This is a genomic window from Bradyrhizobium sp. SPXBL-02 (genome assembly GCF_051853065.1).
GTDB lineage: Bacteria > Pseudomonadota > Alphaproteobacteria > Rhizobiales > Xanthobacteraceae > Bradyrhizobium.
In genome coordinates this window covers 2,907,707-2,922,919 of record NZ_CP182474.1, presented here as the reverse complement: position 1 = coordinate 2,922,919, position 15,213 = coordinate 2,907,707, and the positions used below count along the sequence as shown (strand labels likewise).

12 protein-coding genes are annotated in these 15,213 nt (G+C 66.1%); 2 read left to right on the top strand and 10 right to left on the bottom strand.

Features of this window, described 5'->3' with window-relative positions; all coding sequences use genetic code 11:
* Positions 1 to 182: 182 nt before the first annotated feature.
* From ACNJYD_RS13275 to ACNJYD_RS13260, 4 genes are all read right to left on the bottom strand, one after another.
* Positions 183 to 1,334, bottom strand: a complete 1,152-nt coding sequence (locus tag ACNJYD_RS13275) for a DegT/DnrJ/EryC1/StrS family aminotransferase (RefSeq protein ID WP_439366602.1) — start codon at positions 1,332 to 1,334, stop codon at positions 183 to 185.
* 51 nt (positions 1,335 to 1,385) lie between these two features.
* Positions 1,386 to 2,390, bottom strand: coding sequence for a Gfo/Idh/MocA family protein (locus tag ACNJYD_RS13270; protein ID WP_212260226.1), 1,005 nt, complete (start codon positions 2,388 to 2,390; stop codon positions 1,386 to 1,388).
* A gap of 181 nt (positions 2,391 to 2,571) precedes the next feature.
* The gene (locus ACNJYD_RS13265) at positions 2,572 to 3,984 is read right to left on the bottom strand and encodes a mannose-1-phosphate guanylyltransferase/mannose-6-phosphate isomerase (protein WP_439366601.1); all 1,413 of its coding nucleotides are present in this window, start codon (positions 3,982 to 3,984) and stop codon (positions 2,572 to 2,574) included.
* A 7-nt stretch (positions 3,985 to 3,991) separates the two neighbouring features.
* Positions 3,992 to 4,981, bottom strand: a complete 990-nt coding sequence (locus tag ACNJYD_RS13260) for an SDR family NAD(P)-dependent oxidoreductase (protein ID WP_172785294.1) — start codon at positions 4,979 to 4,981, stop codon at positions 3,992 to 3,994.
* Between the two features lie 250 nt (positions 4,982 to 5,231).
* Here ACNJYD_RS13260 and ACNJYD_RS13255 point away from each other — a divergent pair, with 250 nt between their 5' ends.
* Positions 5,232 to 6,191: a lysylphosphatidylglycerol synthase transmembrane domain-containing protein gene (locus tag ACNJYD_RS13255; protein ID WP_212260224.1), complete on the top strand. Its 960-nt coding sequence runs from the start codon at positions 5,232 to 5,234 to the stop codon at positions 6,189 to 6,191.
* On the top strand, positions 6,188 to 7,207 hold the full coding sequence (locus tag ACNJYD_RS13250) for an MraY family glycosyltransferase (RefSeq protein WP_439366600.1): 1,020 nt from the start codon (positions 6,188 to 6,190) through the stop codon (positions 7,205 to 7,207). Before ACNJYD_RS13255 ends, ACNJYD_RS13250 begins: the two co-directional genes overlap by 4 nt.
* Here the strand turns inward: ACNJYD_RS13250 and ACNJYD_RS13245 are convergent.
* The 6 genes from ACNJYD_RS13245 to rfaD form a co-directional block, all read right to left on the bottom strand.
* Positions 7,195 to 8,142, bottom strand: coding sequence for an NAD-dependent epimerase/dehydratase family protein (locus ACNJYD_RS13245; RefSeq protein WP_212260221.1), 948 nt, complete (start codon positions 8,140 to 8,142; stop codon positions 7,195 to 7,197). The genes ACNJYD_RS13250 and ACNJYD_RS13245 overlap by 13 nt on opposite strands.
* Positions 8,139 to 9,371, bottom strand: coding sequence for a glycosyltransferase family 4 protein (locus tag ACNJYD_RS13240; RefSeq protein ID WP_439366599.1), 1,233 nt, complete (start codon positions 9,369 to 9,371; stop codon positions 8,139 to 8,141). Before ACNJYD_RS13240 ends, ACNJYD_RS13245 begins: the two co-directional genes overlap by 4 nt.
* A gap of 2 nt (positions 9,372 to 9,373) precedes the next feature.
* Positions 9,374 to 11,287, bottom strand: coding sequence for an SDR family NAD(P)-dependent oxidoreductase (locus ACNJYD_RS13235; protein WP_439366598.1), 1,914 nt, complete (start codon positions 11,285 to 11,287; stop codon positions 9,374 to 9,376).
* Between the two features lie 84 nt (positions 11,288 to 11,371).
* Positions 11,372 to 12,658, bottom strand: coding sequence for an O-antigen ligase family protein (locus tag ACNJYD_RS13230; RefSeq protein ID WP_439366597.1), 1,287 nt, complete (start codon positions 12,656 to 12,658; stop codon positions 11,372 to 11,374).
* Positions 12,655 to 14,139 carry a D-glycero-beta-D-manno-heptose-7-phosphate kinase gene (gene rfaE1, locus ACNJYD_RS13225; protein WP_212260218.1) on the bottom strand — a complete coding sequence of 495 codons (1,485 nt, stop codon included), beginning with the start codon at positions 14,137 to 14,139 and terminating at the stop codon, positions 12,655 to 12,657. The genes ACNJYD_RS13230 and rfaE1 overlap by 4 nt, the downstream gene beginning before the upstream one ends.
* A 13-nt stretch (positions 14,140 to 14,152) precedes the next feature.
* Positions 14,153 to 15,133, bottom strand: a complete 981-nt coding sequence (gene rfaD, locus ACNJYD_RS13220; protein WP_212260216.1) for an ADP-glyceromanno-heptose 6-epimerase — start codon at positions 15,131 to 15,133, stop codon at positions 14,153 to 14,155.
* Between the last annotated feature and the right edge of the window lie 80 nt (positions 15,134 to 15,213).

Sequence of the window (15,213 nt, the reverse complement as noted above, 5' to 3'; positions counted from 1 at the left end):
CTTCTAGAGCATGTCAGGAATAGGTCTAGGTGCAAACCGCGGCGGAAGTCAGCTCCCTCCCCCGCTTGCGGGGGAGGGTTGGGAAGAGGGTGTCTCCGCAAGCGAGAGCCCCCAAGAGGAAAGAGCCCTCACCCGGCGCTACGCGCCGACCTCTCCCGCAAGCGGGAGAGGTGAAAGCAAGATCAACCCGCGAGCGCGCCGCGGACGGCGGCGATGATTCGCTCCTGGTCGGCTTCGGTTAGGTAGGCATGCATCGGCAGGCTGATGACGTCCTGCGACAGGCTCTCGCAACCCGGCAGGCCGCCCTCGGCGACCGGATATTGCTTGTAGGCGGTCTGCTGATGCATCGACTTGCCGTAATAGATCGCGGTCGGCACGCCCTGGGCTTTCAACGCGGCGGCAAAGCCGTCGCGGTCGGTCCCCTTGGGAAGGCGAATGGTGTACTGCGCCCAGACCGAGGTATTGCCGGGCGCAAGGCGCGGCACGGTGACGACATTGGACAGGCCGCGCGCATAGCGCTCGGCGACCTTGTTGCGGGCGGCGATCTCGTCGTCAAAGATCTTCAGCTTCTCGATCAGGACCGCGGCCTGCATGGTGTCGAGCCGGCCGGTGAGGCCGAGACGGACATTGTCGTATTTGTCGACGCCCTGCCCGTGCACGCGGATGCTGCGCAAGGTGGCAGCGAGCTCGTCGTCATCGGTGAAGATCGCGCCACCGTCGCCGAAGCAGCCGAGCGGCTTTGCCGGGAAGAAGCTGGTCGCAGTGGCGTGCCCGAGCGTTCCGAGCTTGCGACCCTTGTAGCTTGCGCCAAAGCCTTGCGCGGCGTCGTCGAGCACGAACAGGCCTTCGGCCCTGGCGATCTCGGCGATGGCATCGTGATCGGCGGGCTGGCCGAACAAATCGACCGGAATCACCGCGACCGGCTTGAGACCAGCCTTGCGGGCGGTGGCGATGCCGCGCTTGAGCGATTCAGGGCTCATGTTGAAGGTGGTCTCGTCGACGTCGACGTAAACTGGCGTCGCGCCGGTCCGCGCCACCGGCGAGGCCGTGGCGATGAAGGTGAAGGACGGACACAGCACGGCATCGCCGGGCCCGACATTCCTGGCCATCATCACCATCAGGATCGCATCGGTGCCGCTGGCGCAGCCGATCACATGCTTGGCGCCGGAATAGGCCGCGAGCTGCTTCTCGAGCTCGAAGACTTCAGGGCCGTTGACGAACTGGCAATGGTCCATCACGCGCTTGACGGCGGCATCGAGCGAGGCGCCGAGCCGGCGGCGCTGCGAGGCGACGTCGATGAAGGGAATGGGTTCGGAACGCAGATGCTGGTTCATGACCTGATTTTTGGCGCCTTGTGACGTTTGAGCGGTCGACATGGAAAGGAATCAGCCGGCGACGCGGCGCGGCGCCTTGCGCGCGGGTGACGTCGCCGCAGGACGCGAGGGCGTCTCCAGGCACTGCGTGGCGATCTCGAGGCTGGCGACGCCCTCGTCGCCCGTCACCGCCGGCGTCTCGCCGTTGCGCACCGCCTTGAGGAACGCGATCAGCTCGGCGCGCAGCGGCTCGTCATGGCCGACCGGCAGATGCCGCATCGAGTAGCTGCCGTCGGGTTTGAAGCCGAAGCATTCGGTGACCTGGCGCGTCAGGAGATCACCCATCACGTATTTGCCGCGCGTCGCGACCGTGACGCTGCGCGCCTTGAACGGCGTCAGCCAGTTGGTGTTGATGTGGGCGAGCACGCCGCTCTCGGTGCGGAACTGCAGCAGCGCGATGTCCTCGCGTTCGGCGACGGCGCTCGACAATTGCGGCTGCACCTCGACGATGTCGGATTCGGTGAACCAGCGGATCAGATCGATGTCGTGCACGGCAAGGTCGATGACGACGCCGACATTGGACATGCGCGGCGGGAACGGGCCGACGCGGGTGATCGCGATGGAGAGAATGTCCTCGCCCGCGATCGCCTGCTTGACCGCAGCAACCGCCGGATTGAAGCGCTCGACATGGCCGACCATCAGCGTGACGCCGGCCTTCTGTGCCGCGGCGACGATCTCGCGGCCCTCTTCCACCGTGGATGCGATCGGCTTCTCGACGAGAACGTGGATGTTCTTGGCGATGCAGGCGAGCGCGATCTCGTGATGCAGATGGGTCGGCGCCGCGATGGTAACGGCATCGACGCCTTCGGCGAACAGCTGGTCGAGCGTCTCGAAGCTTTCGCAATTGGCGAGTTCGGTTGCCCGCGCGCGATGCGCCGGCGAGGGATCGACGACGCCGACGAGGCTGACGCCGGGCAGGCCGCTGAGCACGCGCGCATGGTTGCTGCCCATCACGCCGGCACCGATGACACCGACGCGCAAGCCGGCCTTTGCCGGTGCAGACCCTTTGGAACTCATGTGAGCAAACCCCGATTCAACGCAAATCCCCGGGCCGCTTCTAGCACGGGCGCCACATTTGTGGCGAATGCCGGCCTGACGGTCCGGACACGATTTGATTCAAAAAGTTACACGTTCCCCGGGCCTTAGGCCGAAAAAGATACCGCTTCTCGGCCCGGGTCGCGTGATTCGGAGTTGCTGGTTACGACCTTTGATAGTCGTCTTCAATCCGGATGATGTCGTCTTCCCCGAGATAAGAGCCGGTCTGGACCTCGATCAGCTCCAGCTGGATCTTGCCGGGATTCTCCATCCGGTGGACGGCGCCCATCGGGATATAGATCGACTCGTTCTCGTGCACCGTCTTCACGGTCTCGTTGACGGTGACCTGGGCCGTGCCGCGGACCACGATCCAGTGCTCGGCACGATGATGGTGCTTCTGCAGCGACAGCCGCCCGCCCGGCTTGACCACGATGCGCTTGACCTGGTGGCGCTCGCCATTGTCGACCGACTGATAGCTGCCCCAGGGCCGGTGCACCTTGAGATGCTCCTCGGTGACCTTCGGCGCGACCGCCTTCAGCTTCGTCACCAGGCGCTTCAGCCCGTTGGCATCCTTCTGCCGCGAGACCAGCACCGCATCCGCGGTGGCGACCACGACGAGATCGTCGACGCCTTCGAGCGCGACCAGCGCGGAATCGGTGGTGACGTTGCAATTGCGGGAATCCTCGAACACGGCGGTGCCGTGCGCGGCATTGCCCAGCGCGTCCTTCTCCGACAATTCCCACACCGCATGCCAGGAGCCGACGTCGGACCAGCCGCACGACACCGGCACGACGGCCGCGCGCGCGGTCTTCTCCATCACCGCATAGTCGATCGAGATCGCTTTCGCCGCGCCGAACGCCTCGGGCTCCAGCGTGACGAAGCCGAGATCGCGGCCGGCATTGTTGACCGCATTGGTGATCGCCTCGACGCTTGCCGCATCGACCCTGCGATATTCGTCGAGCAGCACGCTCGCCGGGAACATGAAGTTGCCGCTGTTCCAGAAATAGCCCGAATTGACGTAGTCGGAGGCCTTCACCGCATCCGGCTTCTCGACGAAGCGTGTAACCGCATGCACCTCGCCCGAGATCACCTCGCCCGGATTGATGTAGCCGTATTCGGTCGCCGGCCGCTCCGGCTTGACGCCGAAGGTGACGATGCGCCCGGCATTTGCCGCGGTGAGGCCTTCGCGGCAGGCGGCGACGAAGGCGGCATTATTCTGCACGACGTGATCGGCGGCGAGCGCGAGCACGATGGCCTCATTGACGCGGTTCTGCGCGAACACAGCGCCGGCGGCGATCGCAGGGCCGGAATCGCGCCGCATCGGCTCGAGGATCACGTCCGCCTCGATGCCGATCTCGGCGAGCTGCTCCAGCACCATGAAGCGATAGGACGCGTTGGTGATGACGATCGGCCGGTCGAACAGCGAGGGATCGGACACGCGCAGCAGCGTGTCCTGGAACGTCGAGCGCGTGCCGAACAGCGGCAGGAACTGCTTGGGCCGCACCTCGCGCGAGGCGGGCCACAGCCGCGTGCCGGCGCCGCCGCACATGATCAGGGGGATTATGCGTTTGTCCATCGTGATCTCAAACCTTGAAATAGTCCCGATACCAGGTGACGAAATGATGAACCCCATGCTCGATCGGCGTTGACGGTGCAAAGCCGGTGTCGCGCATCAGATCCTCGACATCCGCGAACGTTTCCAGCACATCTCCCGGCTGCATCGGCAGCAATTCTTTGATCGCCGTCCGGCCCAGCTCCCGCTCCAGAAGACCGACGACGTGCATCAGTTCCTCCGGATGATGATTGCCGACATTGTAGAGCTTAAACGGCGCATTTGCGGCAGCCGGATCGTCCGCGGGCACGAGATCGATCAGCTTGGACACGACGCGCGTCACATCGTCGATATAGGTGAAATCGCGGCGCATTTTGCCATGGTTGAAGATCCGGATCGGCTTGCCGGCCATGATGGCGCCCGCGAACAGAAACATGGCCATGTCGGGGCGGCCCCATGGCCCGTAGATGGTGAAGAAGCGCAGCCCGGTGACCGGCAGGCGATAGAGGTGGCTGTAGGACTGCGCCATCACCTCGTTCGCCTTCTTGGTCGCGGCGTAGAAGCTGACGGGATGGTCGGTGCGGTCTGCCACCGCAAATGGCAGTTTTGTGTTGGCGCCGTAAACGGAGGATGACGAGGCGTAGACCAGATGACGGCAGCCATTGTTGCGGCAGCCCTCCAGCACGTTGAGGAAGCCGACGAGATTGGAATCGGCGTATGTCTGCGGCTGCTCGATCGAGTAGCGCACGCCGGCCTGCGCGGCGAGATGCACGACTTTGGCAAAACGATGTTGCGCAAACAGCGCCGCCATGGTCTCGCGGTCGGCGAGATCCGCCTCGACGAACGAGAAACGGGGCTCGTCCCTGAGCAGAGCAAGGCGCGCTTTCTTCAGCGCCGGATCGTAATAGCTGTTGAGATTGTCGAGCCCGACGACGGCGCGGCCTTCGCCCAGCAGCTGCCGGGCGACGTGGAAGCCGATGAAGCCGGCGGCACCCGTGACCAAAATCGCCTGATCCGTCATCCTGTTCCCTGGGGATCCCTCGCCCGCACCTGTTTAGCCGTCACCTCGGCGGGGTCGCAATAGGCTCCCTGCTCCTTCGCGAGGCCTCGTCATGGCGTCCTTAACGACGCATCCTGAACGACGCGTCCTTAACGACGCGTCCTTACGACGGCTCTTGCAAGATCGGCGCCAAAACCATACCAAAGCGGCCGAATTCGGCGCCTCGCGTCGGGTTGCCTCAATCCTCGCAAACCCTGTTCATGCGGACGAGATGCGCCGAATCCTGTTGTCGACGGCCAAAATCCTGATCTCCGTGGCGCTGCTCTATCTGGCGCTGCGCAAGGTCGACCTGTCCGAGCTGTTTTCCCGCTTCACCGTGACCAGCCTGTTCTGGATCGGTATGGCGATCGCGGTCACGTTCCTGCAGATCTTCGTCGGCGTGCTGCGCTGGCGCGAGATCAGCGCCGTCTGCGGCGCGCCGCTCGAGCTCGGCCGCGCCATGCGCTACAACGTGATCGGCTCGTTCTTCAACCAGACCCTGCCGTCGGCGATCGGCGGCGATGCGGTGCGGCTGTGGCTGGTCGCACGCGCCGGCGCCGGCTGGCGCGCGGCGACCTACTCGATCTTCGTCGACCGCGCCATCGGCCTCATCGCGCTCGCGATCGTGATCGTCGCGAGCCTGCCCTGGAGCTACACCCTCATCACCGATCCGCACGGGCGCTCGGCGCTGCTGCTCATCGACCTCCTGGCGCTGGCCGCCGGCGTCGGCTTCCTGATCTTCGGCGCGCTGAAATGGCGCTGGCTGAAGACCTGGTGGGCAACGCACCACATTCACGCCTGCGCCGTCATCGCCAATCGCGTGATCTTCAGCCGCAACCGCGGTCCCCTCATCGCGATCCTGTCGGTCCTCGTTCACGTGCTCGCCGTCGTCACCGCCTGGTGCGTCGTGCAGTCGATTGCGGCTCCGGTTCGTTTCAGCGACGTCTTTCTGCTCGTGCCGCCGGTGATGCTGATCACGATGATGCCGATCTCGATCGCCGGCTGGGGCGTGCGTGAAGCCACGATGAGCCTTGCGTTCGGCTTTGCGGGGCTTTCCGCCAACGAGGGCGTCAACGTCTCGCTGCTGTTCGGCGCCGTGTTCTTCATCGTCGGGGCCGTCGGCGGTCTGGTCTGGATCCTCAGCGCAGAGAAAGCCGCGCAAGGGTCGACCCCGATCGGAGTGCGGGAGTGAGCGCGGCTGCCGATGCGCTCGCCGGCGCGGCCCTGCTAATTGCCGTTGCCGCCGCCGCGCTGATCTCGGCGCTCGTCACCTGGACCAGCCGGCCCCTGTTGCAGCGCTACGCGCTGGCACGGCCGAATGCCCGGTCCTCGCATCGCATCCCGACCCCGCAGGGCGCGGGCATCGCGGTGATCGCCGCGACGCTGATCGTCGCCTCGCTGTGGGGGGTCTCGGCCAATGTCGCGATCCCGCCGGCGCTGGTCGCTGCGACAATCGTGATCGCCCTGGTCGGCTTCGCCGACGACATCGTGTCGCTGCCCGTGCTGGTGCGGCTGGTGCTGCAGGCCGCCTGCGTCGGCGCGGTGGTGTTCACCGCGCCCGACACCGCGCGCATCGTGCCGACGCTGCCGCTTGCGCTGGAGCGCGGCCTCGTCGTGCTTGCCGGCGTCTGGTTCGTGAACCTCGTCAACTTCATGGACGGGCTCGACCTGATGACGGTGGCGGAGGTCGTGCCGGTCACCGCCGCGCTGCTGCTGCTGGGAATGCTCGGGTATCTCTCATGGCCGGCCGTGCTGGTCGCCACCGCGCTATGCGGCGCCATGCTCGGCTTTGCGCCCTTCAACCGTCCGGTCGCAAAAGTCTTCCTGGGCGATGTCGGCAGCCTGCCGATCGGCCTGCTGCTCGGCTGGTGCCTTTTGGAGCTCGCGTTTCGGGGAGAGCCGGCCGCGGCGCTGCTGCTACCAGCCTATTATCTTGCAGATTCCACCATCACGCTGTTTCGGCGCATCATCCGGCGCGAGCCGTTCTGGTCGGCGCACCGCAGCCACTTTTACCAGCGTGCAACCGACAACGGGTTCACGGTCAAGCGGGTCGTCGGCGAAGCATTCGCGCTCAATCTCGTGCTGGCCCTGCTCGCCGTCGCGACCGTTCGCACCGGCTCGACGGCGATCACGATCCTCGCCTTGCTTGCGGGCGCGGGTGCGGTCGCCCTCCTGCTCTGGCGCTTCTCCCGCCCTCAGGCGTCCTGAGCCGCCAGCGCCTGCCGCAGCCCCTCGTCGAGCGAGACCTGCGGCTGCCAGCCGGTCGCGAGCGCCTTGGAGACGTCGAGCTCGAGCGAGCCGATCAGGCTGTCATGCGTATCCTGCCGGCCCATCACGCTGAGCAGCGTCGCGAGCAGTCTCGGCGGCATTCCGAACAGAACCGGGTTCTTGCCGGACGCAATGGCCAGGCGCCTGATGAATTCGGGCGTCGAGACCTGTTCCCGGTCGGCCACCAGGAAGATCTCGAAATTGCTCGTGGGATCAGGATGGCTGAGCCGGCGCAGGATGAACGACGACAGGTTCTGCACGGCAAGGAAGGCGCGCTGGTTGCGGATCGCCGCAAAGGGCAGCGGCAGTCCCAGGCTCACCGCACGCGTCAGCAGCGCGAAATTGCCCTTGGCCCCGGCGCCATAGACCAGCGGCGGCCGGATCACCGTGATCTTCATGTCGCTGTCGCGCGCCAGCGTCCTCAGGCCCGCCTCGGCCGCGGCCTTGGACATGCCGTAGAGGCCGCGCGGCGTCAGCACGTCGCTTTCGCTGAACGGCGCGCGGCCTTCATTGCTGCGGCCGTGCACGAGAACGGTGCTGATGAAGACGAATTGGCGCACGCCGGCCGCCGCCGCGCAGCGCGCCAAATGCAGCGTGCCGGCGATGTTGACGTTGCGGTAGAGCTGGACCGCGTGCTCCTCGTGCTTGTGGTGCACGCGCGCGGCCAGATGGATGACGGCGTCGACGCCTTCGAGCGCCGCCTGCCAGTCGGTCTCGGGACCGATCGTCTCGATCACGACCTCGCCATCGACGCCTGCCGGGCCGCGGACCGCACGGCGGACCGACCATCCCGCGCCCTCGAGCGCCGGCACGAGATGACGGCCGACGAAGCCGCTCGCTCCCGTCACCAGCACGACCGGTCTACGTTCGCTCATCGTTGCTCCGACAGGTCCGGGTTGCGCAACAATTCGTCGATCAACGCGGCATAGGCGTTCATCGCGGTGGTCCTGTCGAACCGTGACGCTGCCTTCACCGCCCGCGCCGCCATGGCACCGTCGTCGGAACGGAACGCGGCCCGGATCGCTTCGGCGAGCAGGTCGGCACGGCCCGGCGGCACCACCCAGCCGAGCCTGCTCTCCACCACCGTCAACGCGGCCTCGGCCTCCGGCTCGGACACCAGCACCACGGGACGGCCGACCGCCAGCAGATTGTAGAACCGGCTCGGCACCGACACGCCCGCAACGTTCTTCCGGTACGGAATGATCCAGAGATCGGCGGAGGCCAGGAACGCGTCGAGCTCGGAATCCTCGACGCGCCCGACAAAGGAGACATTGGCGAGGTTCGCCGCCGCCTGCAACTGCTTCAGCCGCTCGAAACCGATGCCCCAGCCGGACAGCAGGAAGTGAATGTCCGCCTCGTCCTTCAGAAGCCGCGCCGCTTCGAACACGATCTCGGGATCGTGGGTGAAGCCGAGATTGCCCGACAGGCCGACGATGAAGCGCGCCGGAATTGCCTTGCGGAACGGATTGTCCCGCGTGACCGGCCGCGGCGCGGGCACGAGCGTGGCCCAGTTCGGGATGAAGCGGATCTTGTTCCGCCTCATCCCCGAATAGCTGAGCAGCGGCCGCTCGGCGTCGCGGCCGATGGTGATGACGGCGTTGAGGGCACGGAACATCAGGCCGTTGGCGGCGCGCATCGTCCGCGTCACGACGGAGCGGGGCTTCAACAGGCCGGCCATCACCAACACGTCGGGAAACAGGTCGTGCATGATCAGCGCCGAGCGCGCGCCCTTCACCCGTGCCGCCGCCGCCACCGCATAGGGCAGCATGAAAGGCGCGGTGACCGTGAGCACGACGTCCCCTCGCCTCAGCTCCCGCACCAACGCGAGGAACGTGCGCACTGCGAACAACAGCTCGGAGGCGCCGCGCCGCACCAGCGCCGCCTTGCCCGCCATCCGGTTCCTGACCATGACGACGCGCGGCTTGCCCGGGCCGGTCTGCGCTGCCGGCAATGCGCCCGGCGAGCCCGAGAGCACGACGACCTCGTGCTCGGCGGCGAGACGGCAGGCGATCTCGGCCATGATCGCCGCCGTCGTGCTCGGGTCAGGCGGGTAGTGCTGGCTCGCGACGACGATCTTGCCAGCGATCTTGTCTTGCGGCTGCATGGTCAGGCCGCGGTCGACCCGAATTCGGGGACGGCGTCCTTGAGAATGGTCCTGATGGTGGCGCGATCGTCGCGCGCGATCGCCTGCTCCAGCGCCGCAATCCATTTGCGCAGCGTCTGCATCGGCGGTTCGTTCGGCTGCGCGGCCATGATTCCGGCGACGCCGATCTCGCGGGTCGGCTCCTCCGAAGCGAACAGGATCTCGTGCAGGCGTTCGCCCGGGCGCATGCCGGTGAACACGATCTCGATGTCGTAGCCGGGCTGCAGTCCCGACAGGCGGATCATGCGCTCTGCGAGATCGACGATCTTCACCGGCTGGCCCATGTTGAGCACGTAGACGGAGACGTCGCCACGCTGCGTTCCGAGCGCATGCGTGGCCGCGGTGACCACGAGATCGCAGGCCTCGCGGATGGTCATGAAGTAGCGCACCATCTCGGGATGCGTGACGGTCACCGGGCCGCCGGCCTCGATCTGGGCCTTGAACTTCGGCACCACCGAGCCGTTCGAGGCCAGCACGTTGCCGAACCGCACCGAGATCAGCCGCATCGGCGGCCTGCCCCCGCGCGCACCGGCGGCGAGGTCGTGATCCAGCGCCTGGCAGTACATCTCCGCGAAGCGCTTGGTCAGGCCGAGCATCGACACCGGCTCGATCGCCTTGTCGGTCGAGATCATCACCATCGCCTCGGCGCCGGCCGCCACGGCGGCATCGGCAACGTTGATCGAGCCGAAGATGTTGGTCTTGACGCCTTCGCTCCAGTCGCGTTCGAGGATCGGAACGTGCTTGAGCGCCGCGGCGTGGAATACGATGTCCGGCTTGAACTCCGCCATCAAGCGCATGATGCGCTCGCGATCGCGAATGTCGGCAATCCGGGCTTCGATCGCGGCCGCCGTCCCGCGGGCGGCGAGCGCTTCGGTGATCGCGTAGAGCGCCGGCTCCGAGTTCTCCACGATCAGGAGCCGCGCGGCGCCGAAGGCCACGACGCGCTCGCAGATCTCCGAGCCGATCGAGCCGCCGCCACCGGTGACGAGCACGGCCTTGCCCCTGATCAGGGCCTCGAGGCGTGCATAGTCGATCTTCTCGCTCGGCCGCAGCAGGAGGTCCTCGACCGCGACCGCCGTGAGCCGCGGCGTGTCGCCGCTCTCCAGCGAGGGCATCCGGTTGACGATGACGCCCAGCTTGCGCGCCCGCATCAGGATCGATTCCGGACGGGCTTCCGGCTCGAACGCCGACGGCGTCATGACGAGGCGCGCGATCGGCTTGTTGCGCTTGGCGAAATCGGCGATGACGTCCTCGACGTCGTCGATACCGCCCAGCACCGGCACGGTGCGGATGAACTGGCCGCGGTCGGAGCTCGACGGCGACAGCACGCCGACCGGCCAGATCCGCTTGATCGCCCCGCTCTCGATTCCGCGCAGCAGCACCTCGGCATCCGCGGCGCGGCCGATCAGCAGGGTCGGCGCAGCATCATCGGTCCTCGCATGGCGGCGCACGCGCGTATAGCGGAAGTAGCGGTAGGCCATGCGCAGCGCGCTGAGGAAGGATATCTCCAGGAACCAGTAGAGGACGATCGTCACCTTGCCGAGGAAAAAGGCGCCGCGGACATTGGGGGCGACGAAGATGTAGTCGAGCACGAGCAGGGCGACCGTCAGCACCGTCGCGACGCGGATGATGTTCAGCGCGTCAGGCAGCGAAATGAAGCGCCATTTCGTCGTGGTCAGGTTGAAGATGAAAAACACCACCACGCTGAAGGCGAGGAAGTAGGGCAGGATCTGGAACAGCAGCGGCAGGCGGTCGAAGAAGCCGTCGCCGCCCTCGAATCGCAGATAGAACGCGGCAAAAAGCGCCGCCGCGGTCGCGAGCAGGTCGTGGAGCGCGATCAGGAAATTGCGCAAGGTGAGATGCGAAAAACGCGTCATCCGCCGACCGATGAAGACCCAGTTAGATACAACCTGACCGCGCTGATAGCCCATCTGGACAAGACTTGCCAGCCGCGCGGCCGCTCACGGACCGCCTTCGCCCATCTTCGCCTCGGCCTGTTGTGCCCGGATCACCATGCCGCCGGCCACGCCGACGCCGATGACGTACATCCAGCCCTCGTGGAAGTCGAACAAATGCGAGTTGAACAGCGAGGTGAAGACGTTCTGCACCACGACCAGGAGCCCGATCCAGGTGGCAAGCCCGTCGCCCCGGAACAACAGCAGATGCAGGATCCAGATCGCGTAGAGGACTGCGACGCCGATCACGCCCCATTGCACGGCGACGTTCAGCGTCTGGTTGTGGGGGTTGCCAATCACTTCGGCGGACGCCTGGTACTGACCGGCGGGCGTCGCGACGCGCTCGAACAATCCGCGCGTGGAGCCGGTGCCGTGCCCTACGATCGGCGCCTCCGCGAAGAAGCCGAGCGATTTCCGCCAGAATTCGAGCCGCAGCCCGAGCGAGGTCGGCTCGCCTCTCTCGATGTAGCGGGTGTAGTCGTCGGAGAACCGCTCGGCGGTATGGCGCAAATACGGCGAGGCCTGCCAGGCGAGAATTGCGGCGACGAGCAAGGCGACAGAAATGAGCGCGATACTGCGCCATTTGAGATGAAGCAGTGCAAACACCCCGAACATGATCGGAACGGTGACGAGCGCGGTGCGTGACACCACTACAAACGTCATATTGATGAAGAAGCTCAGCGCCAGCGCCGTCAGCAGCCCGGCGAGCCAATAGCGCTTCTCGCGCAACAGCATCACGATCGGATAGGCAAGCGCGACGGCGCAGAGCGCGAATTCCTGGCTCTGGTCGATGTAGTTCTTGACGAAAATACCGCGCTCCAAGGGGTCGGTCTTGAGCGTGAGGCTCGGATAGAAGGCGACCAGCCAGGACATCACCGACAACAGCGCGCAGGATACCAGGAAGGCGACGAACACCCACCTGCCCCGCGGCGAGCGCTCGAAATGGTAGAGCAGGACCGGCAGCACGAGCAGCTTGACGGTCGGACTGACCGCGTGGAGGCGGACGCCCCAGGCTGCGTCCGACCACAGCGTCCCCAGCAGCGCGAGAGCGAAGAGTGCGATCGGCGCGATGCAGATCGGGCGCTTCAGCGATTGCAGGAACGCGGGAACGTCGAGAAACGGCACCATGCAGAGCAGCATCAGCGCGTTGAAGATGCCGGCAAGCGACGTCGACCAGGGCAGCGAGGCCGCGGTCAGGATCGCAAACAGATCGACGGTCTCGCGCCAGGCAGCGGGGCTGCGAAGACGACGATGCAACATTTCGCTGGTCGATTCCCGTGCGAGCGCCGTCAATTGCTCCCTCCCCGGGCGCGATGCACCAGCGCCGTCGTGCTGAAGCCTTGGAGGATGTCGACCAGCACGACCACCCCGCCCGCGGCCTCGACCACCTCGTGGCCGACGACCTGCTCGCGGGTGTAGTCACCGCCCTTCACCAGCACGCCGGGCTTGATCCTGGTGATGAGGTCGATCGGCGTGTCTTCCGCGAAGATGACGACGAGATCGACGGCCTCAAGCGCTGCGAGCACCTCGGCACGCGCGCGCTCGTCCTGGACCGGACGATCGGCCCCCTTCAGCCGCCGCACCGAGGCGTCGCTGTTGAGTCCGACGATCAGGCGGTCGCAGGCGGCGCGCGCGGCGGTCAGCACCTTGACGTGACCGGGATGGAGGATGTCGAAACAGCCATTGGTGAAGCCGACGCGAAGGCCCTGCCTTTTCCATTCGGCGAGCTGCGCGTCGAGCGCGGCCGGATCGAGCACGATCTTCTCCTCGGCCGCGAGCGTCGCATGCGGCAGGATCTTGCGTCGCAGCTCGGCCGCGCTGACGCTGGCGGTGCCCTGCTTGCCGACGGCGACGGCGGCGGCGGCATTGGCCATGCGCAGCGCCGTGTCCCAGTCCGCGCCGGCCGCGAGCGAGACCGCAAGCGTAGCGGCGACGGTGTCGCCGGCGCCGGAGACGTCGCGCACCTTCACCGGGACGGCCGGCACGTGAACCGCCCCGCCATTCCGCGGCACCAGCGTCATGCCGCGCTCGCCCTGCGTCACCAGGATCGCCTCGCAATCGGCGAGCCGCATCACGTCCTCGCTGGCCTCGACGATGCTCTGCACCGTTTCGGCGCGGCTGCGGGTCGCTTCCGAAAATTCCTTGCGGTTCGGCGTGAGCAGCGTGGCGCCGCGATAGATCGCCCAGTTCAGGCTCTTGGGATCGACGATCACGGGCTTGCCGAGCTTGCGGGCGGCATCGATGGTGTGGCGGATCACGCGCGCCGTCAGCACGCCCTTGGCGTAGTCGGACAGCAGCACGATGTCGGCGCGCGCGATCTGCGGCAGGATCGCGTCGATCAATTTGGTTTCGACGTCGTCGGACGCAGCCAGCGCCTGCTCCCAATCCGCGCGCAGCATGTGTGTGGAAAAATGCTCGGAGACGAAACGGACTTTTCGCGTGGTCGGCCGCGAGGCGTCGCGCACCAGCACGCTTTCGATGCCGGTTTGATCATCGAGCGCGGCCGCGAGCCGCGCACCGGCATCATCCTCGCCGATGAGGCCGACGAAGATGCAGCGCGCGCCGAGCGAAGCGACGTTGCGCGCGACGTTGCCGGCGCCGCCGACGTGGATCTCGCTGCGCTGGGCGGCGATGACGGGCGCCGGCGCCTCCGGCGAGATCCGCGACACCTCGCCGTAGACGAACTCGTCCAGCATGATGTCGCCGATGCACAGCACCGTGCGGCCTGAGATGGCTTGCGCGAGGGCATCGAAATCGAGAATGGGCGTCGGCATGGTCTACAGGGCCTCAGCGAAAGCGGTCGGGCCGGTCGAGATAGTCCCCGACATAGGCCTTCACCGCGTTCTCGAGCGTCGTGAAGCCGCCGTTATAGCCGGCGCGGAGCAGACGATCGACCTCGCTCTGGGTGAAATACTGGTAGCTGTCGCGGATCTGCTCGGGCATGTCGATGTATTCGATGTTGGGCCTGGCCCCGAGCGCGGCATAGGCAGCCAGCATGAGGTCCTTGAAGCTGCGCGCCTTGCCGGTGCCGACGTTGAACAGGCCGGACACCGACGGCGTCGCCAGCAGCCAAAGGACGACGCGCACGACGTCGTCGACATAGATGAAATCGCGACGCTGATCGCCGTCCTCGATGCCCTCGCGATGCGACTTGAACAGCTGCACGACGCGACCAGCCCTCACGTCGTCGAAGCGCCGCGCCAGCACGCTCATCATCGAGCCCTTGTGATATTCGTTCGGGCCGAACACGTTGAAGAATTTCAGGCCGGCCCATTGCGGCGGGAGCCGGTCGCAGCGCGCCACTCGTTCGGCAATTGCGAGATCGAACAGGTGCTTGCTCCAGCCGTAGAGATTCATCGGCCGCAATTTCTTCAGCGCCGGCAGCGAGGAATCGTCGTCGAAGCCTTCCGTGCCGTCGCCATAGGTCGCCGCCGAGGACGCGTAGATGAACGGCACCGCATTCATCGTGCACCAGTCCAGAAGGCGCATCGACAGGCGGAAATTGGTCTCGATGACGAGGTCGCCGTCGGTCGCTGTGGTTGCGGAAATCGCCCCGAGATGGATCACGGCCTCGAGCTTGCGGCCCTTCAGCCAGTCCATCAGCTCGGCGGGGGGAACGATATCCACAAGCTGCCGCTTGGCGAGGTTGCGCCATTTGCCTTCGGTTCCGAGGAAATCGCAGACCACGACGTCGCTGCGGCCGGCCTCGTTCAGCGCAGCCACGACATTCGATCCGATAAAACCGGCCCCGCCGGTCACCAGCAACATTCCACCTACCTGCCCGATTTTAAGTGCCCGATCCTGCCGTAGCGCATGATCCGCCAAAGTGTAAGCGGTTTTGGGATTGC

Excerpts from the sequence above, each read along its gene's own strand:
- ACNJYD_RS13260 (WP_172785294.1), bottom strand. The coding sequence starts at position 4,981 with ATGACGGATCAGGCGATTTTGGTCACGGGTGCCGCCGGCTTCATCGGC.
- ACNJYD_RS13265 (WP_439366601.1), bottom strand. The coding sequence starts at position 3,984 with ATGGACAAACGCATAATCCCCCTGATCATGTGCGGCGGCGCCGGCACG.
- ACNJYD_RS13275 (WP_439366602.1), bottom strand. The coding sequence starts at position 1,334 with ATGAACCAGCATCTGCGTTCCGAACCCATTCCCTTCATCGACGTCGCC.
- rfaE1 (WP_212260218.1), bottom strand. The coding sequence starts at position 14,139 with ATGCCGACGCCCATTCTCGATTTCGATGCCCTCGCGCAAGCCATCTCA.
- ACNJYD_RS13235 (WP_439366598.1), bottom strand. The coding sequence starts at position 11,287 with ATGACGCGTTTTTCGCATCTCACCTTGCGCAATTTCCTGATCGCGCTC.
- ACNJYD_RS13270 (WP_212260226.1), bottom strand. The coding sequence starts at position 2,390 with ATGAGTTCCAAAGGGTCTGCACCGGCAAAGGCCGGCTTGCGCGTCGGT.
- rfaD (WP_212260216.1), bottom strand. The coding sequence starts at position 15,133 with ATGTTGCTGGTGACCGGCGGGGCCGGTTTTATCGGATCGAATGTCGTG.
- ACNJYD_RS13240 (WP_439366599.1), bottom strand. The coding sequence starts at position 9,371 with ATGCAGCCGCAAGACAAGATCGCTGGCAAGATCGTCGTCGCGAGCCAG.
- ACNJYD_RS13245 (WP_212260221.1), bottom strand. The coding sequence starts at position 8,142 with ATGAGCGAACGTAGACCGGTCGTGCTGGTGACGGGAGCGAGCGGCTTC.
- ACNJYD_RS13255 (WP_212260224.1), top strand. The coding sequence starts at position 5,232 with ATGCGCCGAATCCTGTTGTCGACGGCCAAAATCCTGATCTCCGTGGCG.